Annotated in this window: 23 protein-coding genes and 1 pseudogene; 21 read left to right on the forward strand and 3 right to left on the reverse strand. The window is 57.8% G+C overall.

Annotated features, from left to right (window positions below):
- The 9 genes from AC1RWI_RS17925 to AC1RWI_RS17965 all read left to right on the forward strand — a co-directional run.
- A partial coding sequence (locus AC1RWI_RS17925) for a hypothetical protein (RefSeq protein ID WP_492867783.1) occupies positions 1-296 on the forward strand: 296 nt, incomplete at its 5' end.
- A gap of 108 nt (positions 297-404) precedes the next feature.
- Positions 405-812 carry a helix-turn-helix domain-containing protein gene (locus AC1RWI_RS17930; RefSeq protein ID WP_492867785.1) on the forward strand — a complete coding sequence of 136 codons (408 nt, stop codon included), beginning with the start codon at positions 405-407 and terminating at the stop codon, positions 810-812.
- A gap of 271 nt (positions 813-1083) precedes the next feature.
- Positions 1084-1728 carry a hypothetical protein gene (locus tag AC1RWI_RS17935; protein WP_492867787.1) on the forward strand — a complete coding sequence of 215 codons (645 nt, stop codon included), beginning with the start codon at positions 1084-1086 and terminating at the stop codon, positions 1726-1728.
- 14 nt (positions 1729-1742) lie between these two features.
- Positions 1743-3704, forward strand: coding sequence for a TnsB C-terminal domain-containing protein (locus AC1RWI_RS17940; protein ID WP_492867789.1), 1962 nt, complete (start codon positions 1743-1745; stop codon positions 3702-3704).
- Positions 3694-4632 carry a TniB family NTP-binding protein gene (locus AC1RWI_RS17945; protein ID WP_492867791.1) on the forward strand — a complete coding sequence of 313 codons (939 nt, stop codon included), beginning with the start codon at positions 3694-3696 and terminating at the stop codon, positions 4630-4632. Before AC1RWI_RS17940 ends, AC1RWI_RS17945 begins: the two co-directional genes overlap by 11 nt.
- A gap of 1 nt (position 4633) precedes the next feature.
- A complete protein-coding gene (locus AC1RWI_RS17950; protein WP_492867793.1) occupies positions 4634-6145 on the forward strand; it encodes a TniQ family protein in 1512 nt (503 codons plus the stop codon).
- 323 nt (positions 6146-6468) lie between these two features.
- On the forward strand, positions 6469-7827 hold the full coding sequence (locus AC1RWI_RS17955; protein WP_492867795.1) for a hypothetical protein: 1359 nt from the start codon (positions 6469-6471) through the stop codon (positions 7825-7827).
- 66 nt (positions 7828-7893) lie between these two features.
- Positions 7894-8508 carry a hypothetical protein gene (locus AC1RWI_RS17960; RefSeq protein WP_492867797.1) on the forward strand — a complete coding sequence of 205 codons (615 nt, stop codon included), beginning with the start codon at positions 7894-7896 and terminating at the stop codon, positions 8506-8508.
- Positions 8509-8594: 86 nt separating this feature from the next.
- Complete coding sequence (locus AC1RWI_RS17965; protein ID WP_492867799.1) at positions 8595-9389, forward strand: metallophosphoesterase; 795 nt, start codon at positions 8595-8597, stop codon at positions 9387-9389.
- A 649-nt stretch (positions 9390-10038) separates the two neighbouring features.
- Here AC1RWI_RS17965 and AC1RWI_RS17970 read toward each other — a convergent pair.
- Positions 10039-10486 (reverse strand): annotated as a pseudogene (locus AC1RWI_RS17970) (IS66 family transposase); the annotation flags it as partial.
- Between the two features lie 1049 nt (positions 10487-11535).
- Here AC1RWI_RS17970 and AC1RWI_RS17975 point away from each other — a divergent pair.
- The 10 genes from AC1RWI_RS17975 (at position 11536) to AC1RWI_RS18020 (ending at position 22986) form a co-directional block, all read left to right on the forward strand.
- A complete protein-coding gene (locus AC1RWI_RS17975) occupies positions 11536-11919 on the forward strand; it encodes a hypothetical protein (protein ID WP_492867801.1) in 384 nt (127 codons plus the stop codon).
- A gap of 2 nt (positions 11920-11921) precedes the next feature.
- On the forward strand, positions 11922-13253 hold the full coding sequence (locus AC1RWI_RS17980; protein WP_492867803.1) for a nucleoside 2-deoxyribosyltransferase: 1332 nt from the start codon (positions 11922-11924) through the stop codon (positions 13251-13253).
- On the forward strand, positions 13250-13870 hold the full coding sequence (locus tag AC1RWI_RS17985; protein ID WP_492867805.1) for a 7-cyano-7-deazaguanine synthase: 621 nt from the start codon (positions 13250-13252) through the stop codon (positions 13868-13870). Before AC1RWI_RS17980 ends, AC1RWI_RS17985 begins: the two co-directional genes overlap by 4 nt.
- 26 nt (positions 13871-13896) lie before the next feature.
- Positions 13897-14532, forward strand: coding sequence for an HhH-GDP family DNA glycosylase (locus tag AC1RWI_RS17990; protein WP_492867807.1), 636 nt, complete (start codon positions 13897-13899; stop codon positions 14530-14532).
- 664 nt (positions 14533-15196) lie between these two features.
- Complete coding sequence (locus AC1RWI_RS17995) at positions 15197-15379, forward strand: hypothetical protein (protein ID WP_492867809.1); 183 nt, start codon at positions 15197-15199, stop codon at positions 15377-15379.
- Positions 15380-15585: 206 nt separating this feature from the next.
- Positions 15586-17937 (forward strand): ABC-three component system protein, encoded by a 2352-nt coding sequence (locus AC1RWI_RS18000; RefSeq protein WP_492867811.1) that lies wholly within the window; start codon positions 15586-15588, stop codon positions 17935-17937.
- Positions 17934-18563 carry an ABC-three component system middle component 1 gene (locus tag AC1RWI_RS18005; protein WP_492867813.1) on the forward strand — a complete coding sequence of 210 codons (630 nt, stop codon included), beginning with the start codon at positions 17934-17936 and terminating at the stop codon, positions 18561-18563. The genes AC1RWI_RS18000 and AC1RWI_RS18005 overlap by 4 nt, the downstream gene beginning before the upstream one ends.
- A 1-nt stretch (position 18564) precedes the next feature.
- Entirely contained in the window at positions 18565-21696 is a 3132-nt protein-coding gene (locus tag AC1RWI_RS18010) for an AAA family ATPase (RefSeq protein ID WP_492867815.1), read from the forward strand.
- 652 nt (positions 21697-22348) lie between these two features.
- Complete coding sequence (locus AC1RWI_RS18015) at positions 22349-22594, forward strand: AbrB/MazE/SpoVT family DNA-binding domain-containing protein (protein ID WP_115214420.1); 246 nt, start codon at positions 22349-22351, stop codon at positions 22592-22594.
- Positions 22591-22986, forward strand: a complete 396-nt coding sequence (locus AC1RWI_RS18020; protein WP_492867817.1) for a type II toxin-antitoxin system VapC family toxin — start codon at positions 22591-22593, stop codon at positions 22984-22986. Before AC1RWI_RS18015 ends, AC1RWI_RS18020 begins: the two co-directional genes overlap by 4 nt.
- Positions 22987-23204: 218 nt before the next feature.
- On the opposite strand, the gene AC1RWI_RS18025 is transcribed toward AC1RWI_RS18020, so the two are convergent.
- Positions 23205-23378, reverse strand: coding sequence for a hypothetical protein (locus AC1RWI_RS18025; RefSeq protein WP_492867819.1), 174 nt, complete (start codon positions 23376-23378; stop codon positions 23205-23207).
- A 442-nt stretch (positions 23379-23820) separates the two neighbouring features.
- Here AC1RWI_RS18025 and AC1RWI_RS18030 point away from each other — a divergent pair, with 442 nt between their 5' ends.
- The gene (locus tag AC1RWI_RS18030; protein ID WP_492867821.1) at positions 23821-24519 is read left to right on the forward strand and encodes a hypothetical protein; all 699 of its coding nucleotides are present in this window, start codon (positions 23821-23823) and stop codon (positions 24517-24519) included.
- A gap of 1077 nt (positions 24520-25596) precedes the next feature.
- Positions 25597-25905 (forward strand): hypothetical protein, encoded by a 309-nt coding sequence (locus AC1RWI_RS18035; protein WP_492867823.1) that lies wholly within the window; start codon positions 25597-25599, stop codon positions 25903-25905.
- Positions 25906-26295: 390 nt separating this feature from the next.
- Here AC1RWI_RS18035 and AC1RWI_RS18040 read toward each other — a convergent pair whose 3' ends face one another.
- Positions 26296-26628 (reverse strand): hypothetical protein, encoded by a 333-nt coding sequence (locus tag AC1RWI_RS18040; protein ID WP_492867825.1) that lies wholly within the window; start codon positions 26626-26628, stop codon positions 26296-26298.
- Between the last annotated feature and the right edge of the window lie 230 nt (positions 26629-26858).

The following is a 26858-nucleotide window of genomic DNA, read 5'->3' on the forward strand; positions in this document are numbered from 1 at the left end:
GCTCGTCTTGGTCTTGCGTGGCATACATGCTCCTTGGTGACATGTTATGCCCTAAACACAAAATCTCTGACAGGCCCACCCGCGACGCTCTGCGCCTTGCGCTCAACGTCCGCATCGTCGAAGGGTGCCTGCCACTTCAGAAGTTTCTCGATGTAGGTGCGCAGGCCGATGTTGCCCTCGCGCACGTCGTGCCGCGAGATGATGTCGGCGAGATCCGCGCCGTTGAGCGCGTCATCGATGGGGAATCAGAAAAATATATTAATTTTCATCTCAAAAAATGTGTCATTCAATTTTAAATTCGCATCAAAATTGATCAAAAAAATATCAGAGTAACGGCTTTGCGAATGTGACAGAATCCAGCTACGCTCATTGCATTCATCGTCAACAAATGCGAGACGGGTTCTATGAGTGCGCTCGGCGACTTCATTCGAGCCAGACGGAAAAGTCTGGGCCTCACCCAGGCTGCGTTGGCGATTCGTATCGGCGTGGACGACACGTACGTAAGCGCGGTGGAGACCGGGAAGAGGACTCCGGACGGCGAACAATTCTTAGACATGATGTCGGTGGCGCTGGAGCTCACGGACGAGCTTGCGAGCGAACTCGCCGCCGCTGCGCGTAAATCTCAGCGCATCTTCCGACTGCCTGCCGAAATATCAACGCAAAAGCGCGAGGTGCTCCAAGCACTGGCGTTGGACACAGGCCTCTCCGATGCAGATATGGGAGCGCTTGCGGCGATACATGCCGCACTCGCCCGGGGTCGCCACGCGGAACGAGCAGAAAACTCCCCTTCGATTAAAGGAGGCCCCATGTAAAGAAAAAGCGCTACAAACCAGAAGGCCTGCAGCGCTTTGGATCAGAACCAGTAAAGATTCGTCTCCCTACAAAGCCGAGTCTCTACCCATCTGACCTCAGCGTCAAGCCCTTCTTTTTCCTCCGATTCGCGCTCCCTTGCGATTCGATCATTCGTGATCGATTCTCCGGACTCGCTCGCCCCTTGTCCGGGCCTATTCCGACTGATTGTTGTCGGAGGGGGGCGCATTTCCAATACGTGAGCGTCTCCTCGAGACGCGACGGAGAAGACTCGTGCATGAAATTTCCAAAACCTTAGCGATTCATCCCTCATCACGTCGGCCGCGCCGCATCGTGACCGTCTCTGGCCGTGGTGTGCGAGGGATCTTCCCGAGCCGCAAGTCGGCCAAGCCCGCGCAGTTCGAAAGCCTCGTAGAAGAAATGGCGCTGCGATTCCTGGAAGTGGCACCGTCAGTCAAGTCAATCGCAACGCAACCACGAGTATTCGAGTACACCGACGGTACACGCCTGCGGCGTTATACGCCTGACGTGGAAATCGAGATCGCGACTGCAAATGGAACAGCGTTCCTCGAGGTCAAAGACGACGCAACGTTCACCCCGAACTCAGAAGCTGCCGACCGGATCAGGGCCGCGATACGGCACCTCCGACAATGTGGCGACCGGTTATACATCGTCTTGCGGACCGACCTTGTCGCAAACGATCTCCAACGACAGCTCGCACTCATTTTCAGAACACGTCCACTTCGCGCCAGGTATCGGGCAGACATCGACGCGACCCTATGGGATCCCGAAAAGGGCACGCGTCCTACAGCTGAGACGCTCCAGCAATGGGAAGACGCAAAACGTCAATGTGACGATTTGCTTCGCCTGATCATGAGGCGAGATCCAGACGACCTCTTGTCAATCTCGACTCGCTAACGGAGGCGTCCATCATGGCCAACTTCATCAAAGATCAGGTCATCTTCCGCGGCGAGGGAAAGTTCCGGCTCGTTCGCGTTCAAGGTGACATCGCTCAACTGGAAAACATGGTAACCGGCGAGTTTTCCAGCCACAGCGAAGCAGATCTTCTGGAAGAGTATGTGCGCGGATATCTTCGAACGGCTATTAACAAGCAGTATCAACGCCCACCAAACCGTACCGCTTTCCAATCAGCACTGGAAGCTACCACGTCACCAGCCAAGCAAGGTGATTTCGAGACGCGCAGGCGTGCAAACTACCTCGTGAGACTTGATCGCATAGGCGCGTTCAACGGTCCTCGATCCGCGTTGCGTCAAGCGATTCATAATGTAGCGGTAGATCTGGCTGATGCAAAGCCGCCCCATGAAACGACCATATATCGCTGGCGTCGACGGTACTTGGGCGCACAGTGTGATGTCCGTGCATTGCTTGATCGAACAGGGTACCGGGGAGGCGAAGGGAAGTCACGACTCGACCCCATCGTTGAAAGCGTCGTGCAAGAAAAAATCGAAACGGTCTTTCTCAGCAACAAACACGGAACGGCCGAGGATGTCCATAACGCGGTGCTCTTCGAAATCCAACGATTAAACACAACCCGTATCGAACCTGAGTGGCTAAAAATTCCTGGGCTCCGGACCATTCAACGACGAATCCGAGGCATCGGTGCATTTGACCGAGCCGTGGCACGGTATGGTGAACGCGAAGCACAACGCCGATTCGCCGACCAATCTTGTGCTCGTCAAGTATCCAGAATTCTTGAGATCGTCGAAATCGACCACACCCCGGTGGATCTGATGTACACCGATACCAACGGCATAGCTATCGATCGCCCAGACTTGACCGTCGCATTCGATCGACATTCCAAATGTGTAATGGGGTACTGCATCAGTTCCGCGGGACATGGCGTTCACGCGGTATTCGAAGCGCTGCGGCATGCCATGATGCCAAAGAGCTATCTGCGAGAGCGATTTCCCGAGCTAGATTTGGAATGGCCATGCCACGGTTGGCCGGAACGCTTACTCATGGACAACGGGCGAGAATTTCATTCCCATGCAGTAGTCGATGCCATGACGAACCTGGGCGTAATATGCGAATACGCCTCGTCGCGCGATCCCAACGATAAGCCGTTTGTTGAGCGCTTTCTCAAAACGTTCAATTACTCCTTCATCCACAAACTCCCCGGCACCACGCTCGCCAAGGTTCATCAGCGCATCGGATTCAAGGCCGAGGATGAGGCTTGCCTCACGTTTGAACAACTCAATGAGATGATCCACATCTGGATCACAACCGTCTATCACGTGCGACCGCATAAGGGCCTATCTGGGCGCGCACCGATCGATGTGTGGAAAGAAAGTGCAGCCAGTCATCCGCCAATGCTGAAATGCGACGCGGAGGACCTCAGCATCGAATTCGGGGAATTTGCCGAGCGCGCGGTACAGCACTACGGCATCGACTTCAATACCTTCAGATACGTATCCCCAGAACTGCTTGCCTTGCGACGGATGTTGCCGACCAATCAACGCGTGCAAATCAAGGCTCCTTATGAAAATGCCGGATTGGTCTGGGTATGGACCCAGATCGACAATAAATACATTCGTGCTGATAACACGGACGAGCGCTTCAACAACTTGACGGTAGAGCAAGCCAAGGCTCTCCATCGCGAATACGCGGACTCCGATCCTTACCAACGAACCAGAGCAAAGGGTCAGGAAATTATCCGTGAGAAAGCCAATGAGGCGATGCAATCAAAGAAATTGAAAGTGCGAAAACAGGGGGCCCGTCAAGCGCATATTACGTCGAAATCTGCCAATCGCCCCCAACCTGCTGCATCCGAACCGCAGATCGCCGTTCCGCCTGCCATGTTCACTTCGGATTCAGATGAGCTTTCCGAATTTGAAGTGGAATCCATCAGCGCCGAGGTGAACCGTGAAAAATAAAATCATCTGCACGGAAATTGTTAAGGATATCAGATTAAGCTTCATCAATTTCCCTCATGTCAAGAGGATACTGGTTGCATTGGATCGCTTGCACGAATACCGGTGTGGCAATGAAGAGGCCGAGCACGTTATGCTGCTCGGCGAATCCGGGGTCGGCAAATCGACTTTGCTTGCCAAGTACGTCGCGAAGCACCCTGCCATAGAGCACGAAGAGCTCACCGAGGTCCCAGTGTTGTACGTGGCACTTGGTCAATCGCCAACCCCGAAGATTCTGGCGCACACGCTCCTGAAGGCGCTGGGAGACCCCAAATGGCATGTGGGAAAGGAGGTCGAGTTGACTGCCCGGCTCGTCTTCCTGATCAAGCAGTGTCGCGTCAGGCTTGTGATCATCGACGAGGCCAACCACCTGATTGATCGCGGTGGCGAGAAAACACTGCACACCGCTGCTGACTGGCTCAAGCGCCTTGTCGATGCGACACGGGTGTCGTTTGTGCTAGCCGGCATACCCCGGACCAGGCGCTTGCTCGCGACCAATGATCAATTGCGCGAGCGGTTCCGGGAGGTCATCGAGATCGACCGGTTTTCAGTGGCAAACAAGTCCGCGGAACACGAGTTCCGCAGCGCCCTCAGGGTCTTCAAGGGGTATCTGCGGGAACTCCCCACTATAGATCTCTCGGGAGCGGCCATCGCGCGACTGTTTGCCTTTGCAACCGACGGGCGTCTGCGTGACATCCGGAGGCTTTTGGTACGAGCTGTCGAACGGGCGTGCGAACAGCCCGATCCCCGATTGACAGACGCGGTTCTGGCCGAGGCCTTCCGGACAGTCATCTACCCGGGATCGCCAGATAAACGGAATCCTTTCCACAAGGCATTCAATGAGATGCCACTTGTGAACGGTGATGAACCATTTGCACCTGTGGAGCGCTGATATGAATACTTACCCCTTTTCTGAACTACCGCTGTGCCGTCCGAAGATGCTCCCGGACGAGTGGGTCGAAACTTATCTTTTCCGCGTTGCGAGAGCAAATGGCATTCGCCATCCGCGGCTGAGCGACGCCGAACGTATTCGCCCGACGTTGCCAGCCACCGCATCAAGCAAGCCTGATGGCTATCCAATCTGGAATGACTCCACGTTGCCACGATGGAGCGTGGTCACCCGTGTTAACAAAATCCGGTATTGCCCTGAGTGCATGACTCAGTCCAGACATATTCGTTCGCGCTGGCGCCTCACAGTGTTTGAGGTTTGTACTATCCACAATATCCGGCTGAAAGACGACTTAGCCGAACCCGTGATGACGAAAGGCTACAAACAAGAAAATAAATATTTCATCACGGAGGTTACGGATGAACAGCTCTGGGCTGGCGCGGTGTGCCCAATGCCGAGCGAGCGGCGACACATTGAACGATTGTGGTCGGGCTTCGAACGATCCATCCTTGATAACGACCTTCCGGGCGGTTTCGAGCAGCTCACTTATATCTTGTTTCTGGAGGCGCTGCTCGACGCCTTGGCGACTACGACACAGGAATTAGATTGCTCACCTATGGGGGTTCAACGATCAACCTACTTGGCTGCGCTTGTCAATAAATACGAGTTTTCCCTAGCACCAAATTTTGACGGAATTCGAAATTTTCTGAGCCAGATTAATGAGCCGTCGCATCGCAATGTGGTGCTCGCGCGGTTGCGTCGCATGTTGATCGATGAAGGGCACAGGCCCACATGCTTTTCTAAGCTAAAAATAGGAAATTTGCGAGGACAATTTCGGATAGGGACCCAGAAAGATGCTACCACGCCAGATCATCGGCTACCCCAGCAAAGTCATGCTCGGCCTGTCGAATATGTAAGTCTCAGTAAGGCCGCATCTCTCGTTGGATGCCCACTAACGCTGTTGAAGCATCTCGTTCATAACAACATCTGCCAGGGGGCCAGTTTTGTACAGAATGGGATAAAACGCTATACATTTCTTCCGTCTCATTCAGTAGAAGCATGCCGCAGATGGTATGAATCGGTTGCAGCACCTGAAAAAATAACGAAAGAGATGCACATTGATCTAAGAAGCTACCGTGTGTTGCTGGACGCAAAATTGCTTCGGCCGATAGCCAAGACAGATTCAATCAACTGGCATCACCGATCCGAGCTGACAGATCTTTGCCGAGACCTCGAAAAGGTGTCTCAGCCTTATTCTACAAATGCAAACGAACTTTATCCACTGTTCGGCGAGTGGTTGTTTGTAGCGGCGCGGCCACGAGCGGTATCGCACGAACTGGTGAAAGAGATCTTTTGCGGCAAGCTCCCTGTCTTCCGTCAACTTGGAAAGCCGGGTCTTTCAGCCTATTACGTTGATCGCACAGCGCTCGAACGGATACACAAGCTTTGGTGCGCCCACAGGTTTCGTCGTAGAAATCTCAGCTCGTCTCACCAACTTTCATTGCTAGCCGTGTGATCAGCGAACAGACCCACAGTACCGATTGGCGCGCCGAGGGAATGGCCCTGTTCGCGGGACGATTTCTGGTACGCCCATCGGTACTTCCCGATGAAAGCTTCGTTGGCTATCGCCTGCGGGTCGCATTCGCCAACGGACTGTCCAGCCCTAGTTGGCTGGACTGTGTGGCCCCCGATCTCCCTAAGTCTCACGGCATTGCCCGTTGGTGTCCTCGTTGCCTGGGCGAATCCGACTGTTACTGGCTCGAAAGCTGGCACTCGGGGCCTGCGGCGTGCTTTAAGCATCGCTGCTGGCTCACGTCATCATGCAATGGATGTAGCCGCATGCTGCGTTGGAAGCGTGTGCGCTTCGCAAACTGCACGTGTGGCGCACCATTGCGGGATGTACCCGTAAATACTTTTTCGGCCGAGCTTCAGCAGCTAATTGCTGATCGATCACGCTCAAATATGGCAAGGCTAGCTGTTGGAGAGCGCTGGAGCCTGGCCAGATTCCTGGGGGCGCTGTCGCAGTTTGGACTTCATGGAAAGCCGTTGAAGAAGGCCTCGCGTCAAACGGAAAACGTTGAACAGGTACTCGTGACTGCCGGCGCATCACTGATCGTTGATCAGTCGGCTTGTTTGGAATTGTTTGATCGCCTTCGCGTTCCCCAGTCCAGTGTGAATAGCGTCCCCCTGCTGTCGGAGATTCTTCCGCATTTGCTTACCATGCTGCGCAAGCAGTTGAACGAGGCTGCGCGTCGTTGGATGCTCGACGTGTTGGAAGCGTACGTTGCGCATTCATTGCGCCATGGATCTGCAGTGCTTTGGGAACGGAAAGGTGTTGCCGGGCGGGCGGACAAGGAGCTAATTTCCCGGCAGAAGGCAAGAAAACCTGCCATTGCCACTATGCTTGCGCAGACGGGCGTCACGGTCCCCGTGAGACGAACCCGGGCAGGACGGCAGAAGTTCGTGATAAGTCAGGCGGACCTGCAATGCTTCCGGAAAACCCAAAGTTCGCTGGTCGCGTTGAAAACAGCTGCCCGATACGCCGGGATGTCGACCAGACGTATCCAGGCACTGGCGAAGGCAGCGCTGATTGCTTCAACCGAGGTCCGGATCGATACGAGGTCCATCGATCGTCTGCTCGACAGCATCGTGGCAGCCTGTGTCCGGGACGTACCGACGTTTGAGGATCCGGTCAGCGTAGCAGACGCCCTGCGTCTGTACGTTCCTGTTGAAGCGTCAGCGGTATTCTTCAACCGGCTCATGAACGGTGCCGTACGCCTTGTCTTCGAGTCGGACAAGGTACCAGCATTGCGGGATATTTTCGCCGAGCGTGGCGAGGTGATCTCCGCCGCACAGGCGCTGGCCGAATCGGGCTCCCAGATGTCTATTGTGGAAGCTGCCCGTCGGCTTGGCGTCAAACAGGAAGTGATGTACCACCTGATCAACATGGGCCTGGTCAGGACTCGAACGGGCAAACTGCGGCGCCGGGCAGCGCGAGTCGTCGATGTTGATGACCTCCAAAAATTCACCGAGCAATTTCTGCCGCTGTTCACGGTGGCGAAGGCAATGGGAATCTCCGCTCGCGAAGCGCCTGGCTGGGCCAGGCAGCATGGCATTGATATCGTCACAGGACCATCAGTCGACGGCGGACGGCAGTACTGGATCCGCAGGAAGGCGTGGAAATTCACTGCAGCGTAGGACGTGAAGCATGAAAGGTTGGTCTTCGTGAATCGTGTGAGCCCTATCCTGCTGCCAGGAGCGTATATGGAAATCAGGAAATCTCCGCCTGTTGAGTTGCAACCCATCATCTTTCTGTCCTGCTGGCAAGTCATGGAGACGGACGAGGGCTCCCGCTATTTCATCGGGCACAACGTGGAAACCATGAGCGGGCGGGCAAGCATACGTATCGTGAAATTTGACCCGGAGACACGCCGGGGGGGGGCCGGGTCTGGGAGAATCTACGAACTGGTCGGGGAAAGCGGCGTCGACACGGAAGCCAACCATCTGTGGGCTGTCACCTGTGCTCAGGCTGGTACGACTTCGACGGATGTCTCGTCCGAGTACGAACAACCGGAAATCGCTTCCCAGCGACCTGTCGCGCCTTTCATTGCCTATCTGTTTTACGACGGCGGGCGGGGGCGCCTGAGTGCCAAAGTTCCGGCAACTGGTCATTCCGTCGAGGCGCAGGATCCGGAGGACATGGCGGAATTGCTGTTTGCCAGGGGCGTGCGACAGGGTTACTTGCGCCTCCCGGACTTCGACAGGATCGAGAATCGGTCCGAGTTCGTCGATCTTGTGTGCGCAGTAGAGCATCGGCTCAATCAACTTGAGCGGGGCTTGCCTCGTGACGCCGACGGAGCACGCAGCGCAGAATGGTAATGATGCCGCAGTGACCTGACGCTATCGAACGCCCTGACTTGCCGCCGGCCAGTCAGGTAAGCAACCATACCTTTGATTGTGAAGCCATGAAGCTGCTTGTCCTGTCCGATCTGCACAACGAATTCGAGCCAACCGTAGCTGATGCGGAGGCCGTCGCTCGCGCCGATGTCGTCGTGCTAGCTGGTGACATCCACACGAAGGGTCGAAGCGTTGAGTGGGCTCAGGCATTCGTGAACGATCCAGCAAAGCCAGTCATCCTGGTGGCAGGGAATCACGAATTCTACCGGGGGCACTTTGACTTCACTCTGGACAAGCTTCGCGAACGTGCGCACGGCACCAACATTCATGTTCTGGAAAACGACGTCCTGGTGCTGGGCGACGTTCGTTTTCTTGGATGCACGCTCTGGACGGACTTCAAACTATACGACACTGATATCACCGCTGTGATGTGCATGCGAGATGCGCAAAGCGTCATGAACGACTTCCGGCTGATTCGCGCGACGCCATCGTATCGAAAACTGTACCCGTCAGATACGGTCCGCCGACATGAGTTGTCGCGCGCGTGGCTAGCCAATACATTGAGTGAGCCATTTGATGGCAAGACCGTGGTTGTCACGCATCACGCGCCATCTCCGGGCTCGGTCGAGGCGGAGTATGAGGGAGATTCTTTGACGCCAGCTTACGCGTCGGATCTTGAAAATCTTATGGGATCCGCAGTTTCATTGTGGATTCACGGTCACATGCATACGAGCTTCGACTACATCGTTCCGGCCAATGGCGATTCCAATGAGCGTGGTACACGTGTGGTCTGCAACCCGCGCGGGTATTCGCCCCGGCATCTGAACGCGGGCTTCAATCCTCGCCTGCTGATCGAGGTATGAGCCGCTGTCCATCACTGGACACTAACACCACTACGATGCGAATTTTTTTTCGATACCGAATTCACCGATTGCACAGACCGCGACCTACTCAGTATTGCTTTGGTAGCCGACGATGGTCGCGCATTCTATGCAGAGCGGGCCGACTTTGATCGCCACACGTGCAGCGCATTAGTTCGCGAGGCGGTGCTTCCACAGCTCGGCCAATATCCGGATCGGTTGTTTTCGCGCTGGCGCCTCCACTGGGCACTTCATGACTGGCTCGGGCAATTTGGGGGCGGCACCCATATTCGCAGGATTCTCGTAGACCGGGTGCCGCGGCTCGTCGACTGTGAGGAGTCCGATGAGATCGCACCTCAGACAGTTTCAGCGCTTACGGCCTTGGATAGTGACATTGAGCACCTCGCGATAATGCCGGAAGAGATAACGCTCCGAGTCGACCGAAGGGTACAACGGATCGTTGCATACATAGGACGATTGGTAAGCGGTAGGGCAGACGATGCTAAGCGGTCAATTTACCGCGCGGGACCGATCGTCGTTCGCGATTAGGGGCGAGCATGCTCGCACGGCAGCGATCATGGGCGATCGGCAGCGTCCGTAGACGTGCGTGCAGCGCTGCGTGCCGGCGCCGCAGCGGCGCGCGGTCGTGGCATCAGGTGGCGTTCGCCTGGGCTTGCCGCTCCGCGAAGTTGAATGGCATCAGGTTGCTGATCTCAGCGTCGGGCGCGTGCTGCCGCCACTCGGTGACCACGCAGAGCGGATAAGCATACGGCTCGACCTTACAGGCGCCGCACGTGAGCATAAGGCGCTCGCCTTGTCGCTAGCGACGGTGTCTACAAAGAGCCATGCCTCCCTGTGCAGAATAGCCGGATGTCGCGCTCGACCGGCGCCCGTACATCAGTGACGTATCGGCTCAGATCTTCCCACTGGTTGCGCGCGTAGACGGTGGCCTTGCCAAGCTGGCTTTCCGGCAATACCTGCGGCGTTTGCTGGTCCAGCCATGCTCTGAAGGACTTCGGCAGCGGCGCGCTGTGCTGTTGACGCAGCCGGTACGTGGAGGTGACGCGCGTGTCGCCTTCTGGCAGTTCTCCCCGGGCAAGGGTTCCCGCCATTACGCAGTCATTCTGCCGCAGGCTGATCGAGCCCGGTCGGGCCCGGGCGGGCAAACCAACGATCACTGACCCAGTCCTTCCAATCCCACGCGTAAGCAAGATGCCCTTCACCCTCGAAAGCAGGTGCCGCGGAGCCAGCGAGAGCGTTCCGGAACTGAGTCCGCCACGGTTCGGGCACTTCAGAAAGCCTGACGAAAAATGGGCGTCCCTTGTAGTCGTGTATTGGCACCACGGCAATTAATTCAGCACGAGTCATCGTCAACCTCCTTCTTCCATCCAAATCTACACTGTATGCTGTCCGCAACGCGACGGACGGAGCCTGATCGGAAGTCTGCGTTGCTCAGTATCTCGGCAAGCGTGAATGCACCGCGAGGCCAAGCCTGGACGTCAAATTCTTCTCGTTGGATGCGTGCGTTCGCAGCACGCTTACAATTCTGGAACGGCGGCGCTCACGACCATCCCTACAGCCGAGATTCAGGTGAGCAGCCATTCGAGGTAGGCAGCGGCAACGGCTGTGCCCGACCCCATTGTAGTTGCCCGGATAGCAGGTCATCGATGACGGCTTTCGGTTCGAACTCAGCTGGTGCTGACGGTGGTGCGCGCCCTTACCTACCGCGACAGTGGGCGAAGGTTAGGAGGGTATCCATTGGACGGTGATACGCATCTAGCCTGTCCGGTGAAGCCAGCGGATGACAAATTCGATATGGAAGCTGGTTGCGGCCTATACGTAATTTTATATGGACGCAACCCCACCTTCTAGTGGATAGTCGCGAATCGGTAATTTGAATTTGGTAATCAATTTCCTGATATTCTGGAAAAGGAAGAATTCAATATCCAGCCTTAACGCTAGGACATAACCTCACTCCGTCTCCGGACGGAGCAGGGCCGTGCTCTGGCGAAGCGACCCGAGCGCCCGGCCGATGCGAAGGTAGCGCTCCCGGAAGCGAACAACAAGGCGAAGCCACTGGCACGCGTTGCCAGCGCGCATGCCGCTGATCTGCACTGTATAGAACTTGCCAAACGCAAAGAGAGATCATATGGGAAGCTCAGGTTCCGGTAATTTTTCCGACTATTCCGGCGCAACCGCGACGAAGGATAAGGCAGGCCAGGGTGCGGGGGGTGGCGGTACGAGCGGCGTCGACAGATGTCAGCAGGCGTTTTCCACGTTGCTGGAAGAAGTGGCGCAATGCGATTGCTTCACGCAATCTCGGGCCGTCCCGGCCGCCGGTGAACCGTTGAGCATCGTATTTGACAGGCGGATCTTCGCCGTCAATGCCCGTGGCATCAAGGTCGGTGCACTGCCGACTTCGTTCAATTACCTCGCCGGATGCTTGCAAAGTGGCGTCACGTACGCCGGCGTAGTCAAGTCGTCGGCGCTCGCGCCGGTGCCGACCGTAGAAGCTGACTTCATTCCTCAATAATCGTGGCCGACGCAGACGCAGTCCTGATTGTTGGGGAGATCGTCGTCGATTACACACTTCCTCAACATGGTGCGGAGTGCAAGCTCCGGTTGGGCGGCATTGTCCATGCCGCAAGAGGCCTCTGGGCCGCAGGCGTGGAATACGCGGTGGCGGCCTTCTGTCCCCAGTATCTGGCAGACGAAGCCCGTCGCTACCTCGCTGCGCACGGCTGCAAGGAGTTTATCTGGGTGGGGGATGTGGTCGGGGCGCCGAATGTCATTGTGATCGGTGACCCGACCGAGGTTTCTCATCAAGGCTATGAAGACTTGCTGCGCGACTGCAAGCATGTCAGACTTCGCGAACCCGCCCCCGATCTGCAAGGCTACCGGAAGGTGGCCGTCTTCCCAGGGAAGTTTGACGTCAGCGCGCTGCTGAACAGGTTCTCGCCCGACGCGAAGTTTACGTTCGACGTGGCTTATGACGTCGACGGCCTGGCGTCCCTGCGGTCTTTCCGGGCGCGCACGCAAGCCATCATCCTCTCGACGTCGTCTCCGCTCTTTGCAGAGCTAGGGCAGGACAAGGTTGACGATCTCATTGCCGAGGTGAAAACACTGTTACCCGAGGTCTTTCTGTTGAAGGAGAACCGCGGAGGAAGCCGCCTCTTCAACCTGCTGGACGGCAGCGTCCAAGAAATTCCGGCATCACTGGGAAAGACGATCAACTCGGTCGGCGTGGGCGACGTCTATTCCGCTGTCATGCTCGCCTTCTCGGGCAAGGGCTGGGTCGAAGCGGCGTGGCGCGGGTGCCAGGCCGCCACGGCCTATGCGCAGACCACGTACCCGGACGATCTCTGGCGCGATGTGCAGCGCAGCTTCACGCTGTCGGTGGAGGCACTGCGCGAATTGGGTGGCACGATCCTCCCATGGCACGATCGCCAGCGATTCTCCATCTATCTGGCGGGACCCGACTTTTCGTATGTCAGGAAGCCGGAACTGGACCGGGCGGTGGAGAGCCTCAAGTATCACAATTTCAGGGTGCGGCGCCCTATCCAGGAAAACGGCGAGCTGGCGCGGCCTGCGAGCCAGGCCGATCTGGTTCGGACGTATCACATGGACTACCAGTTACTGAAGGAATGCGATGCGGTCTTCGCGATTCCGTTGGAGCGCGATCCGGGGACACTGGTCGAAATCGGTATGGCCATCGCGCTGGGCAAGCCCGTCATCACATTTGACCCGCGCAAAGAAAACAATAATACGATGGTGGTGGTCGGAAGTTCTGTATACTCTGCGGACCTTGATGCGTGCCTGAACGGCACTTTCGACGCGCTGGCCAAACTGAGGGCGCAATCGGCATGAAGAAGGCGCTTCTCCTGGCTTCGGGCGGACTGGACTCCACCACTGTTGGCTACCAGCTCCTGTCAGCGGGCGTCGACGTCGTCCCGGTATTTTTCGACTACGGTCAGCATTGCGTTGAAATCGAGTGGAGCCGCGTGAACGAAGTGCTGCCTGCGGAGATGCGCCGACCGGAACGGTTCGACATCTCCGACATCTTCAGGGGCTCGCCATCGCGATTGATCCGCGAAGCGGACCTCTGGAAGGAAGAGGTCAAGGATGATGAGCTGTACATCCCGTACCGGACGATGCTGTTCTTTGCGGCCGCTGCTGCCAGGGCACAGACCGTCGGGATCCTTGATGTGTACACCGGGTTCATCAATAGCAACCATGCCAAAGAAATTGACTGCACCGCTGCGTTTATGAACAGCCTCGACGCACTGACCTCCACCATTGGTCCCGTTCACTTCCATTCGCCGTTCCGCTACGCGTCCAAGGCCGATGTGGCGCGCGCGGCTGTCGAACTCGGCGTGCCGATCGGACGGACCTACTCATGTCAGGCTTCGGCAACGTTCCCGTGTGGGGCATGTCCCAACTGCGTGGAGCGACTGAACGCCTTGAAAGTGGCGGGGCTGATATGAGTGGCGTGGGGGCGCAGAATTCTGCCATGGCGATTCTTCAGGCAGCGCGCCGCATTGCGGATCACGCTAGGGACGAGGGCGCGCTCGCCGAGCAGAATATTCCGCGCGCCACCTGCACACACTTGGGCGCGGTGCTTGCGGATTCTGTCTTGCAGGCGGGCCTCAATTACGCCACGGTTGTCCGCCCGCGGGTGCTCGCTATTCTGCGCGCGCATCCCGATCTCGGCACGGTATCGGCCTTGCTGGGGCTGATCGAAGAACGCAGGACCGGCGTGTTCCTGAACTGGCGTCATCACGAGAAGGTGGCGCGCTTCGAGGCATTGGTTGCCTTCCTGAAGGCATGGGGCATCGAGGACGTTCACGATCTGCGGTCAAAACTGACAGTCGAAGACTTTCGTGATGCCATGCAGACCATCAACGGCATCGGCCCGAAGACCGTCGACTATATGGCTTGCCTGGTTGGCATTGAGTCGATAGCGATCGATCGGCACGTGCGCACATTCGCCAGGAAAGTCGGTGTCGAGAACGACGACTACCACTTCTTGCGAAAGTCGTTCTGTTGTGCAGCGGACCTGCTTGCGCTCCCGAGGCGGGAATTTGACGCCTGGCTCTGGAGAAGGGCGGCATCGTCTGCACAGACGCAGCTCGGCTTGGTCTTCTGACGCTAGGCCGTGTGAATGGTACCCTGCGCACCTGGGCGTCTAACTTGGCAGAAGCTTGTCAGTCCCGCTCGTGCTCGGACACAAGTTCTGCGGACGCTATCATCGATAGGCTACGAGCCTGAATGAAGCCCAATGTTCCACGCGCAATCTGCGCGGGCGACTGGCTTATCAGATGTGTCTGCTTCAGCCGCCCCCCTCGAATCGGGGGCGTTCAGCTCATCCTATTCCGCCCAGGCTTTCAGGATGGTCAAGGGCTGTGCAGACGGCGTCGGCCAAAGCACTAGGTGGTATGCGTCACCACCTTCAAAGCGGTTCTCGTCGATAGTGCCCAAGCCGAAATAGAGGGAAAGTACGGCGTAGGTTGCTTTGCTTCATGTTCTTCTTCCAGATAGGTTAAAGGGGCCTTGACGGTATGCGCGCCCGCAACGATAAACGGACGAATACCGGTGAAAATAAACCCCACCTTAGGAGGGGTCGCTGCTTTTCTGTCATGCGGCAAGCGCAAATGGCAGTAATCGGCTGCGGATTCAACCGGCCGTTGCTTGGCCTGAACGAGCCGTTAGCTTGCTCATCTGCTAGAAGCGGGAGAAAAAACCACGTCATTAAGGACGTGGCGTAGCGTTCTAGGCTTGGCGGTATCCAGGGCGAATACGTCGCAGCGGCCGTGCGGCACCTGCCGCCCACGGCCACCTCGACCGCGGAGCATCTGGAAATCGACCTGGATGCCGGTGCCGCCGGACGCGGCCGCTTCTTTACAGAGCGGGAAACGGCCAAGTACCACCGCCATTCGAACTTTTTCTGGTCAATCTACCGGGCCGAACCGCTTAGCAGCAACGATCGCCTCTGAGTGGAAAGCACCGTCAGATCTCAAGCGCGACCGCCATCATCCATGCGACACGACCCGCGTCGTCGCAACGACTATGACCCCCAAGCGGGGGGTTGGCACCGTGCAGCCAATCGGGATAATGCTGCACTGGTAAACTGCGCCCCAGACCACACATGACAGTCACGCGGGGTGACGGTCCTGCTTGTTGTCAGCGAGTGCTCATCCCTATGGCTATCCCTGCCCCTCCTTTCGACGACTGGATCGCGACGGCCCAGCATCCCGAGTTTCAAAAGCTCTTTTTTCTTGGCACGGCCGATCAGCGCATCACACTGTATTCGCAGCAGGTGCGCGCGCTGCATCTGATTCATGCCCTAAGCGAACGGGAACGACTGCAGAACAAGCCGCTAGTTGCGGTGGTCGGCGCTGGCGCCGCTGGCGTCACGGCCGCCCTGGCACTGGCGACGCTGGACATCGAAGTCGACCTGATCGAACGGTCCGAGGACGTGCTGCACTTGCAGAGCGCTTCCACCAGACTGTTGCATCCCCATATTTACGACTGGCCGCGATGCGGCTCGCTGCGAAGCGATGCAGTGCTTCCCTTTTTGGATTGGAAGTACCAGTCGGGCGGGGACGTCTGCAGTGACATGCGCGTGGCCTTTGCGGCCGCGCTACAGCGGTACCCGCACCTGCGTTTCCAGGGTGGACGGACCTTGCAGGATCTGAAACTGGGCGCCAGTGGCTGGACGGTCGCCGTCGAGACAGCAGGCAAGACCGTCGAGCAGGAATACGACATCGTGATTCTCGCGCTGGGCTTTGGCGACGAGGAGGGCCTGGGTGATGCGCCCGCCCACGACTACTGGAAACATCCCGCCATCAGCATGGCGACCGAGGCAGTTAAAACATCCCACCTACTTAGCGGCAACGGGGATGGCGGCCTGGCCGACGCGATGGCCTTGCTGATCAGAGAGTTCGATCATGTCGGATTCACGCAGCAATTCCTAGAGCGCGTCAAGAATCCCGACTTCGCCCGCAAGGCGGCCGATATTGTCGACCGGCACACTTTGGACGACGATCTTGCGCCCGCATTCGAACGCGACCTGGCCCCCTTGCTCGAGCGGCGCGGTGTCGCAGCGCGCCTCGCTCTGGACATCCGGAAGGATCGCACCCTAACGCTGAATTGCTCCGGTGCCCTCTTCGCCAACGGAAGGGCCGCACCGCTGAATCAGGTCATGACCTTTGCCGTCCTGAAGGCAGCCAGCGAAGCAGGAAATCCGGTGGCGTTCACACAGGGCCACATTTCAACGGTCACGAAACGGGGTCAAGGCTATATCGTCACCGGCCCCACGTCGGACGGCGCCCCATGCCAGACGGCGTTTGATAGAGTCATCCTCCGGCACGGGCCAGCCAGACAGAAGCGGTATGCGGCGTGCGCCGCGTTTTATGACTCGTATCGCCGCCATATTGAGGACCTTCGCAAGACGCAGGGGCATATGTTTGTGCCGCCGGTGCTCGCTGCCGAAACGTTTGCATTCTTCGAGCCACGCCACTCCAAACTCCTTGAGCATCACGTCCAGGACAGCATCGAGGGCTTGCGCGCCCGCCGGCAACAGACCGTGCAGATCAACTGGGATCAAGCAACCCACCAGCCGATCCAGCAGGGCCGCTTCGAGCTACTGGAGATTGCGGCGCAATGCGAGCAGCTACTCGCCCCGTGTGTCATCCAACTGGATCTGCGTCCTGTACAGATTGAGGGATACGCTACAGTACTTCGCCAGCTCGCCCGGCTCAGCAACGGTCAGCTTGTGCTGCAAGCGTCCAGTGACGTTGCTAAGGACTGGGAGGGAATGGCCAGCATGGGCCCCTTCTTCAGCCCATTCCCGATTCAAGCGCTCCCTGCGCTCGACGCCCTTCGCGCAGCGTGCGACCGCAGTCTGATGCGTCAACTCGGCGCGCGACTCCGTGCCACGTGCGCGGCCGGCACCTGCCCAAAACTGGGGGCGATTCACGTGAGCATCGCAAGCCAGCTCGGTGCATTGTGGACGGGCTGGGACAACACACTCCAGTCTGACCCAGCCGCCATGCGGCATTTCCTGTCTCATCTGGAACATGCAACGGCCGCAGTAGCGTTCGCGAGCGCGGAGAAGATCGAGGCGCTTTCGGCCGCGCTGGTATTGATGCTCGCCACGGAGCTCCAACAACCCCTTCGACCAGCGCAGTCCGATTCCGGCAATTTTCATTTTGGCGCCAACAACGCTGTCGGCCTTGCCTCCGGAGCCGAGTCTCTTCAAAACAAACCAATCGTAGACTATTGCGCGCCCAGCGACTGGGGCGCCGACGCACTGATTCTGTCCGGCGCTCAAGAGGCCATGGACTTCGAGGATGATTCCCTCAGCGATGCCGGCAGCGCGCCAACGTCCGTGGATCGAGCGGAGCGTGTCAGGCCTGCCGTCATCCAAGCGTCGCGGCGATGGCGATCGAGGTTGACCGCCGGATTGCCGGCATGGCGGGACTGCGTCGAGTTGGAATTTGCCGCATGGCGAGCGCGCCAGGATAAGCAGTTCACGGAGAAAGAAGAATGATGCTCGATGACTTCTGCGAAAGACTGACCACGGCAGCGGAACATCTTGACTGGAAGGCCGGCGAGGTGGCCGATTTCGCGCAGAAGCGGTTCCGCGGCCGCGAAGACGATACGGAGGCGGCATTGCCAGAATCCGTGCGAGGACTGCGCCTTGGATCCTATCCAGTGCTCGTCATCGGTCTGGATCTGACGTCACCGGTGAGCGTGCAAATCCGAGCGCTTCACAACCAGATGCTCCTTGCCCGCTCCTACATGAACAAGTCGGAAGTCATCAATGCGCACGTCTTCCTTGTCTGCGAGGCAGATATCGATGATGAGGCCTTGGCCTTGATCGACACGATCGAGCGCGACGAACAGGTCTGCCGCAAGCTCGTTTGGAGCCCGGGCGCGCAGCCTGCGACCTCCTTCGAGGACTTCGCGGAACGCACGTTCCTGGCGCAACCGTGGCGGCTTGCTACAACCGTGGATGACGCACCGCTGGATCAGAATGCCAATCTTGTCAGCCAGGTGCTACAGGACCAAGGCCTCAGCGCAGCGGCCGCGCAACGATGGATTGAATTGGCGGAATCTGACGTTCAGGATCCGCAGGAATTGATCGACCTGCTGGTCGAAGCGATGGATCACTAAGATGACGCAGATCTATCTCAACTCGCTCGATGTCACGGAGTTTCGCAACTTTGCGAGTCTGACAGTCAAGCTTCCATCCAAGCCCGGCGTCATGCTCGTGCACGGCACGAACGGTCTCGGAAAATCCTCCCTGTTCGATGGCATCGAGTGGGCGCTGACGGGAAAGATCGAACACTTCGCGCAGTCCGCTCGCGGCGCAAAGGAGACGCATTATTTGCGACGCTGGCACGCGCGCGACGATCGGCCGACGGCCATCACCCTCGCGTTTTCAGACGACAGATTTATCCGACGCACCCTCGGTCGCGATGAGGCAGACGGGGAGTCCGACGTCGCGACCTACCTGAGGTCCGCAGATTGGCAGCAAAGTATCAGCAATCTCCAGCGATACCTGCTACTCACGCACTTCCTTGGCCAGTCGACGATGTCGCGGATGACCCATCGCAAGCCGGAAGACCGCTGGGAGTTCCTGCAGGAGCCGGCGCAAAGCGATTGGGCCACCAAGATCGCCCAGGCCTTGCACGGACATGGCTCCTCAACGGCTGCAAAAGCCTACGACAGGCGGCAAGCCGTCTACGTCGAAGAGGCCGCCGTCCTGGAACAGTTGCTGTTACAAGAGGCCCTCGCCTTTGGTGAATCCCGCATTTCGGGCGCGATCGACGACAACGCCGCCAGGGAAGCCAGCCTTGCCCTCCTGCATGACCTCGAGCCCAGCCTCGCGTGGCTGGGGATCTCGGCCACTCAAGCGATCGATCTCTCCGTTGAACAGGCCCAGGACACCCTCCAAAGGCTGACCCATTCCGTGCCAAGCGCAATCTTGGCGCGTCGCGCTGTCCTCGAGCAAGCCGGGAAGGTCACGCAGAAGCTGGCACCGTTGCACCGGGAACAAGCGTCCGCGGCAGCGGCATTGGCGGCCGCTCGGGACGAACTGTCCACGAGCCAATCCACGCTCGGCAACCTCAAGGAGCAGGCGGATACGGCCGACGTCGCCGCCAGTGCGGCCCGAGCCGCGGAACAGGCCTGCGCCGACCGCGTAGCACGTCTAAACAACCTGCTCGAGCGCCATGAACAGACGCTGCGCATGCACGAGGAAATCGACCTGCTCGACACGCGGCTCGGCAATGCCGAAGCCGAACTCGACGCAGCCGCTCGCGCCGTGGCAAAAGAAGAGCACCGGAAAGATATCGCGTTGCGTCTCGACCGAGAACTTGTCGAGATTGCTCGTGACGTCGGCCATACCTCCGAGACGATCGACGCCCTTCAGGAAGCGATCCGGCTGACCCAGGAATTTCAGCAACGCCACGGGGAGATCGCACAGATCGATGAAGTGCACTCCGAAGTTGCCCGCCTGATCGAAGGCAACCGTCGCGAAATTCACCAGGCAAAATCCGACATCAACAACTGCACCAATGAGCTCACATCGGCCCGCCAAAGTGTCGACGACCTTTCCGCCGCCGTGGCACAGGTGGCGGCGTTGTTGTCGCCAGAGACCTGCGTATGCCCGGTGTGTGACACGCACATCAAGAAGGCCGGCGAGTTGCAGTCAAAAGCGTTGGCGGCAGCTTCCCGTCTTGCCCCATCACTCTCCGTGTACGAGCAAGCCCTGCAGAGTGCGAAGGAGTCCGAGCGGACATTGATCGCGGACGGCGAGAATCTGCGCCTCAGGCAGCAGATCAACAATGAGGCGCGCGAAACGATCGCACAACTCCGGGGCGCATTGCGCCAAGCACTGACACGCGGCCTTGGGCACGAGACGGAAAATGCCGAAGAGAACGAACTGATTACCCATCGCGTGGCCATGGAAAGTTGGCGCACAGCTACCCTGCAGCGTCAGGCACGGAAGCGGCGTTGGCGTCAGCATGCCATCCTTGCCGCAGCAGACGGCCAGGCGTGGGGTCAGTCACTCAACCATCGCAACACACTGGAACTGGATCAGCGCGAGGCCATGCGTCGTCGAGATCAATTGCGCAGCGATGCGGCCAGTGTCACGGCGGCGATTCGCCTCGAGATGACGAGTCTCTTGAATACACCCTTGCCCGACCCCGCGACGCTGCGCGAGGCCATCAAGGAAGAGGACCTGCGCCTCGGGCAGGCAAGGACCATCCGGCAGGCCGCACAAGAAGCGCGCCAACACGCGGCCGACACCGTCTCCAGAGCTGGCGTCCTGTTAGCGGAACAGTCGGCGCGTACGATGGAGCGGCAACGACATCACGACGACCTCGTACAGACCGAGGCGAGCCACGTCGAAGCCTGGGAACGACTGGCCCTCCCAGGCGTAGCGGTCGGCGACGGCGACGCGGTGCGAAGAATGGAGGAGGAGTTAGCTGCCTTGGACGCCCACTACGACCAGATCCGCCTGCGCATCGACCAGTTGCGGGAGGGCCGTATCGCCTGGGCACGCAACCAGAGTCACCGGGCTGCGCTCGCCCAGTTGCGGCAGCGGGCCAAGCAACCGACCGGAACACGCGACGACGTCAGGGCGGCGGCACTTCGCCTTCAATCTGAGCTGACCAGGAAGGCCGAAGCCGTGCTGCGCGCCAAGACCATCGCCCGTGCGTCGTTCGCGAGGGTTTCCAGCCAGGTCCAGGAATTCAATGAAGAGTACCTTCGCCCCCTGAGCCAGGTCATGGGTAAGTTCAACAAGGCCATTCTGAGTGACCAGAGCATCGGTTTCGACCTGAAAGTGGCGAAAAACAAGGTCAACCAGATCTCGCGGCGAGCCGCCACGAGCAACGGACTGAAGGAAGTCGCACTGGATCCGCACCTCGTACATAGTGAGGGCCAGATGGCGGCCCTGGCGGTCAGCATGCTCTGCGCGGCAAGCCTCACCTTCCCGTGGTCCCGGTGGCGGGGACTCGTGCTAGACGATCCGCTGCAGCATAACGACGTGATTCGGTCGGCCGCATTCGCGGACACGGTGTGCAACCTCGTCAGATCCCAGCAGTACCAAATCCTGCTGTCGACACACGACCTGGCCCAAGCCCAGTTTCTGCGACGAAAATTTGACGCGCAAGGCATCCCGATGACGATGGTCCATCTTCGCGGAAAGGACGTGTCAGACAACGGCACCCAAGTGGATATCTCCTACTACAACATGGAGGCTGGCGACTCCGGCCCGGTAGCAGCCACCGCATGAGTCGGCCGACCGCCCCACCCGTCGGTGCCAGGCGCCGGAATCGTCCCGCGCCTGGCATCGGCAATGCGTTGACACCGCATTGCCATTGATTTCCGTACCGTCACAGGCGACTCGAGGAGGGCACGTCATCGAGTCCCCAAGACGAACATCGATGCATCTCCTTAGCCAACGTCGCCGAAGCGAGCTTCGCTATTTTTTCATTTCGCCCGTTTTCCCGCATTCTGGTGATACGGCAAGGTCTGAACTCCCTGAGATTCCGGGTTGCGGTACGCAGCTATCGGGGGAAGCGGCTGCTTGCGACGCAATTTGATGACGCAGCGCTCGCTGCTGAGTATCGGCGCAACGACGCTGTACGACGCGCCGGCGGCTCTCCTCGCGGCCAGTGCGTTACAACTGATTGACCCCTACACGAGGTCATGGTTCGAACGATGGGTCACTGTACCGGTTGAATCCGCACCGACTATGTGACGTTCCTTGCGGCAGTCAGCAGCATCGGCGGCGGTTTCATCGGTTTGTAGCAACTAGCGCTGCGTGTGACCCGGAGGTCGCTCCAACTACGCCTTGGTGGTGTCGATACAAGGATGAGAGAGAATGCGCTTGCCCTTCTGTGTTCCTTACCATAAAGTAAGGAATGCAAATAAAGGGAGGTGCTGTGGCTTCTGCAACCATGACATCAAAAGGGCAGGTCACGATTCCTGTGGATGTGCGGACCCATCTGGGCCTGTCCACCGGGGACCGGATCGAATTCGTGCTCAATGAACAAACGGGACGCTATGAAGTGGTCCCTGCCACCCGCTCGGTAACCGCTCTCAAGGGCATTATTCGCAAGCCCGCGAAGCCGGTCTCGATCGACGACATGAACGCAGCGATAGCGGAACAGGGGGCCTCCGCCCGATGATTGGTCTCGACACGAATGTGCTCGTCCGGTACTTCGCGCAAGATGATCCTGTGCAGGCTAAGCAGGCAACCGAACTGATCGAGGCGCTGACTGCTGACTCCCCGGGTTATGTCACCCAAGTAGCCCTTGTCGAAGTCGTGTGGGTATTGGGACGGGCCTATGGTGCGGACCGCGATGAAATCACGCAGGTGGTCGAGACGCTGCTACGGACGAAAGAATTGGTAGTCGAATCCGCGGAAACAGTCTGGAAGGCATTGCGCCTTTACGGCGGATCATCGGCCGATTTCGCCGACTGCCTTATCGAACGGATGTGTCACGACGCGCAGTGTGAATACACGATGACGTTTGACACGAAAGCGGCCAATGGTGCCGGAATGCGGCCCATAAAATAAGGGAAAAGCATGGCACCTCCCAAGATCGCACTTCCCTAGGCAATCCTGAGAATCGGCGAGACGGTGTGTAGTGGTCCAGTTTGACTCCCAGACACGGCAAAGTGGAGCTACAAAAGAAAACGGTGAGAGGAAGCCTTGCCGTTCTGACCACAGCCACCAGGCGAGGTGTTTCCCGCAGTCGTCGATATCGTTACGTTACGACCTTGATGCACGACGTTCTACTTGCCACCAACGATGCCGTGGTACACCGCCTCGATGTTGATCGCTGCAATGTAGTAGGCCAGCAGTACAAGTTCATTGGCATGGATTTCATGCTTGTACTTGTGCGGCAGTTCTTCCGGTTTGATCAGCCCGCTTTGCAGTAGCCGCGTAACGAATGTGCCAGTCCCCACAAACGGGTCGATGATATGTACACCCTTACTACCAAGGGTCTGTCCGAATTCAGCTTGCGGGATATGATATTGCGGTGCCGTTGATTTCCGCGTTACTTGAAAAGAACCCCTGAAAAAGGTGCCGGGAATGACTGACGGCTTTGCCTCCGGATTGACATTCAGCTCGGCCCTCTCCGCAGCCGATGTGCACTAGGAAGAGCGGTGCCAGTTAGGGTGAACCCATGACGCAATGTCCGCATTGCAATTCTTTGCGCATGGTAAGTCGACCAATGACGCCCTCAACTACAGCGCTTTGCGTCCCGAACATCATGCCATGCGTGACGCTCGCATGCTCAAATGGGGCGTTTGACCGGTGTGGATGCAAGGAGAAGTCGAGAACCAGGCGCGCTTCCGTGATGCTACTGTTATGGCATTAGATGACTACTAATGATGAGCAATCAAGATGATTGATCCAAGCGATGCCTTGCGCGATGAGAATGACATAACGCATCCCGATCCTCGCAACGCCTTCTTCAGACTTGTCGATAGCGCTGGTCAGGTTAGGCCGCAGGAATTGAGTGATCATCTTGAGGCCATCCAACCGTACGTGCTGGAGAGTACCGTACCCGGATCAGTCAGGCTTCACTTTGAGACTGCCAAGAACCTCTACGCCTACGCGTGGTTCGTCTATCGTTTTCACGCGGTGGCCGAGCAACAGGCGTTGAGTTCCCTAGAATTTGCACTTCGGAGCCGCCTTGAATCAAAAAGTGACAGTCCAATAGCGCGAAGAAGTAAAAAATCTACAGGCCTGAGCGATCGGTTGAGAGAGGCCCAGAGGCTCGGTCTAATCGCCAACAGTAAGCTGCGAATCGGGGATCAGTTGGCCCGCGAACGGGCTCGAGCGCGTTTTGAGTTTGATCAAATACAAAAAATGTCCAAGCTCGGAATCACCACCATAACGATTGACCCCGCCACAGTACGGCCCACTGAGGAGGACATGAGGTATGACTGGATCAGTGCATTTATCGATAGCCTACCTAAGATTCGCAACGAGTATGCGCATGGTTCCACGATGCTACATCCAACGGTACTACGAACTTTCGACATCGTATGCGACCTTATCAATCAGCTTTTCTCGTCTTCCGATGCCGGCGTGCAATGATAGGTTATCTGTCGTGTGCAACCGCAAAATTCACGCAAATGAAGAACTCCTCGGAAGGGCACTCGAAACGCGCAAGAACCTCACATGGTAAGCTGCCATATTGACTACTGCTAGATTCCAATATAGCAATACCCTTTTTCCAGTCGAACGATAGTTTCCTAAGATAGGTTGTCCCCTCCTCAGTGAAAATTTCCTGAGATCCTTCAATATCAGCGGGCTGCCGATTTATCCACTTTTGAGTCGCAGCGATGAATAGACTGGTTACATCGACGAACGTTTCTGCGTCATTTAGCGTGGGCGTGGAGTACTCATGCTCCATCTGGTTTCGAATTTGATTCAAACGATTTAGAATCCGCGGAGCAGTTATCCCACATTTTGAGATGTAATCGACCATGGACGGGAAGCGCTTAATATTCCTCTGCGATTCCGAACCGAAGCCAACACAAATATCTTCCATCCTGATGTGCAGAGCCCTTTTGGCATTCGCGACAGCGTTTATTAGATGACGAACCGTAGCCCCCTCAGAGAGATCTTGTTCAGAAAAAGAGAGGTATTCCTCAGCCGACAAAGGCTCACAGCGCGTTCGCATGAAGATCCAACCATATGTGTCTAGGTGATCTGGGGAAAGCTTACGTGGATCAAATATCATAACTAAATCAGGGAGAACACTATCGAAAAATGGATATTTGTGCCCCGCACAATATGCATCGGTTCGCACTCGGGCGCATGTCCGATCTCAGACGAACTCGGATGTTATGCCATAAACGCGCCAACGCGACAATTCATGCTCCAACGGAAGTATGCGGCCACCGGCGTCCGCTTTCGGATGCGGCCTTGATTACTTCTTCCGGCCCACGGCGGCCAATCAGGGCGAGAACGACGGTGGCAGAGCCATAAGCAAGTGGAGCCCACGAGAGTGGTCGCTAGTTGGCGACTATCCGACTGATCCATTGAACTCGCTCGACATTCTGATCACTGTCCCCTTTGGGGAAACAGGGACGACGCTGCTTTGCGGCGGTGAAAAGGCGGGAGTACGAACGCGACACGCAGGCTCCCCTTGTTGATGCGTCACGTAGCATGAATGAGTTTCTCGGAATCTATGCGACGGTGGCTCTGCTTATCGCATCGATCCGGTCGGGACTGCAAAATCTGTTCAGGCAATCGCTCACATCAACGTCCCGGGCCATCCAGATGCCTCAGACCGTCCAGGCACACGTCCGCGCTGGCGTGCAGGTTGACGCCTACACGCGAGCCGTATCGAAGACCATCACCGAAACGGCAATCTCCACAACGGTTGGGACCGGCGGCGTCATGATCGGCGTTGGTGCGGAACTGGTGACGGGAAACAAGCCGTCTGAACATGGCGATCACGACGGCGCGAGGTAACACGGAAGGCCGCTGTACTCCCGGGCCGCGAGCCATCGCCGTGCGGCACTGGGCGCCTCAAGCATCGTTCGACGCTCGCTGCCGCTGGCTGGCCAACCCAGCCAGACGGCTCGAGATCGGGCGTTTGCAGCGTTGTCTGGTGTGGATGGCCTGCCCGCAGGATCTCGACAGCGAGGCGAAGGGCAGCGCCCTCCACACTCACGAGCAGGTCCAGCCGACCAAGGCGCCCATGGCGCCTGAAACGGTACTTCTGTACGCCGATGCCCAGAGCGCTGTTTTTCGGTGGCGCCTTCGAACGCTTCGACAAACCGCGCTGTCAACGACGCGGTGGAATCGGAATTCATGTGAATTTGCTGTGCAGCTAAATGGTGGAGCTCGTACTTGATTTAGCTATTTTTTATTGTTTTGCTGTACAGCTAACCATGAAAAAGCGCCAAATATGTCGAATACAGCACTTAAAGTGTAATTGCCCCTCAGCCCGATAGCGGCACTCAGGGCGCCTGGTGCTTTACGACAGACATGCTCACAGGCATTCGTTTTCCCATCGAACTCCCGGCGTTTCGGCATTTTTCGGCATGGATAGCCGGCCGCCGGCACGCGTGCGCGCAGTAGGCCAGCCTTGCCAGGCTCGGCGACCAGGCGGCGCCAGCTTGCGTCGAGCTGGTGGTGATCGACATTGTCGAGGGCGCCGCTGGAGATCCAGGTTTTCTCGCCCGTGACCACATGGCACGCGCCGTCGCAACGTGCGCTGTAAAGCCAGGTCCTGCCTGGCGGAATCGAATAGCCCAGCCTTGCATGGGGCTTGAGCGTAGAAAGCGACGCCGAAGGTTCGGCGCCACACAGATCGCCTCCCCCACAAGTGAATAATGTTCACAAGCGCCGAGCCAGCGTGGCAGACCCAGACCACCTCAACAGAAGAGGGGGCAAAACAATATGCATCACCAAGCTGTACG

This window comes from Cupriavidus sp. MPR-AND1C (genome assembly GCF_058809705.1).

Excerpts from the sequence above, each read along its gene's own strand:
- AC1RWI_RS17955 (WP_492867795.1), top strand. The coding sequence starts at position 6,469 with ATGCTGCGTTGGAAGCGTGTGCGCTTCGCAAACTGCACGTGTGGCGCA.
- AC1RWI_RS18030 (WP_492867821.1), top strand. The coding sequence starts at position 23,821 with ATGATTGATCCAAGCGATGCCTTGCGCGATGAGAATGACATAACGCAT.
- AC1RWI_RS18020 (WP_492867817.1), top strand. The coding sequence starts at position 22,591 with ATGATTGGTCTCGACACGAATGTGCTCGTCCGGTACTTCGCGCAAGAT.
- AC1RWI_RS17965 (WP_492867799.1), top strand. The coding sequence starts at position 8,595 with ATGAAGCTGCTTGTCCTGTCCGATCTGCACAACGAATTCGAGCCAACC.
- AC1RWI_RS17940 (WP_492867789.1), top strand. The coding sequence starts at position 1,743 with ATGGCCAACTTCATCAAAGATCAGGTCATCTTCCGCGGCGAGGGAAAG.
- AC1RWI_RS18005 (WP_492867813.1), top strand. The coding sequence starts at position 17,934 with ATGATGCTCGATGACTTCTGCGAAAGACTGACCACGGCAGCGGAACAT.
- AC1RWI_RS18035 (WP_492867823.1), top strand. The coding sequence starts at position 25,597 with ATGAATGAGTTTCTCGGAATCTATGCGACGGTGGCTCTGCTTATCGCA.
- AC1RWI_RS17950 (WP_492867793.1), top strand. The coding sequence starts at position 4,634 with ATGAATACTTACCCCTTTTCTGAACTACCGCTGTGCCGTCCGAAGATG.
- AC1RWI_RS17990 (WP_492867807.1), top strand. The coding sequence starts at position 13,897 with ATGGCGATTCTTCAGGCAGCGCGCCGCATTGCGGATCACGCTAGGGAC.
- AC1RWI_RS17960 (WP_492867797.1), top strand. The coding sequence starts at position 7,894 with ATGGAAATCAGGAAATCTCCGCCTGTTGAGTTGCAACCCATCATCTTT.
- AC1RWI_RS17930 (WP_492867785.1), top strand. The coding sequence starts at position 405 with ATGAGTGCGCTCGGCGACTTCATTCGAGCCAGACGGAAAAGTCTGGGC.
- AC1RWI_RS18000 (WP_492867811.1), top strand. The coding sequence starts at position 15,586 with ATGGCTATCCCTGCCCCTCCTTTCGACGACTGGATCGCGACGGCCCAG.
- AC1RWI_RS17975 (WP_492867801.1), top strand. The coding sequence starts at position 11,536 with ATGGGAAGCTCAGGTTCCGGTAATTTTTCCGACTATTCCGGCGCAACC.
- AC1RWI_RS18010 (WP_492867815.1), top strand. The coding sequence starts at position 18,565 with ATGACGCAGATCTATCTCAACTCGCTCGATGTCACGGAGTTTCGCAAC.
- AC1RWI_RS17985 (WP_492867805.1), top strand. The coding sequence starts at position 13,250 with ATGAAGAAGGCGCTTCTCCTGGCTTCGGGCGGACTGGACTCCACCACT.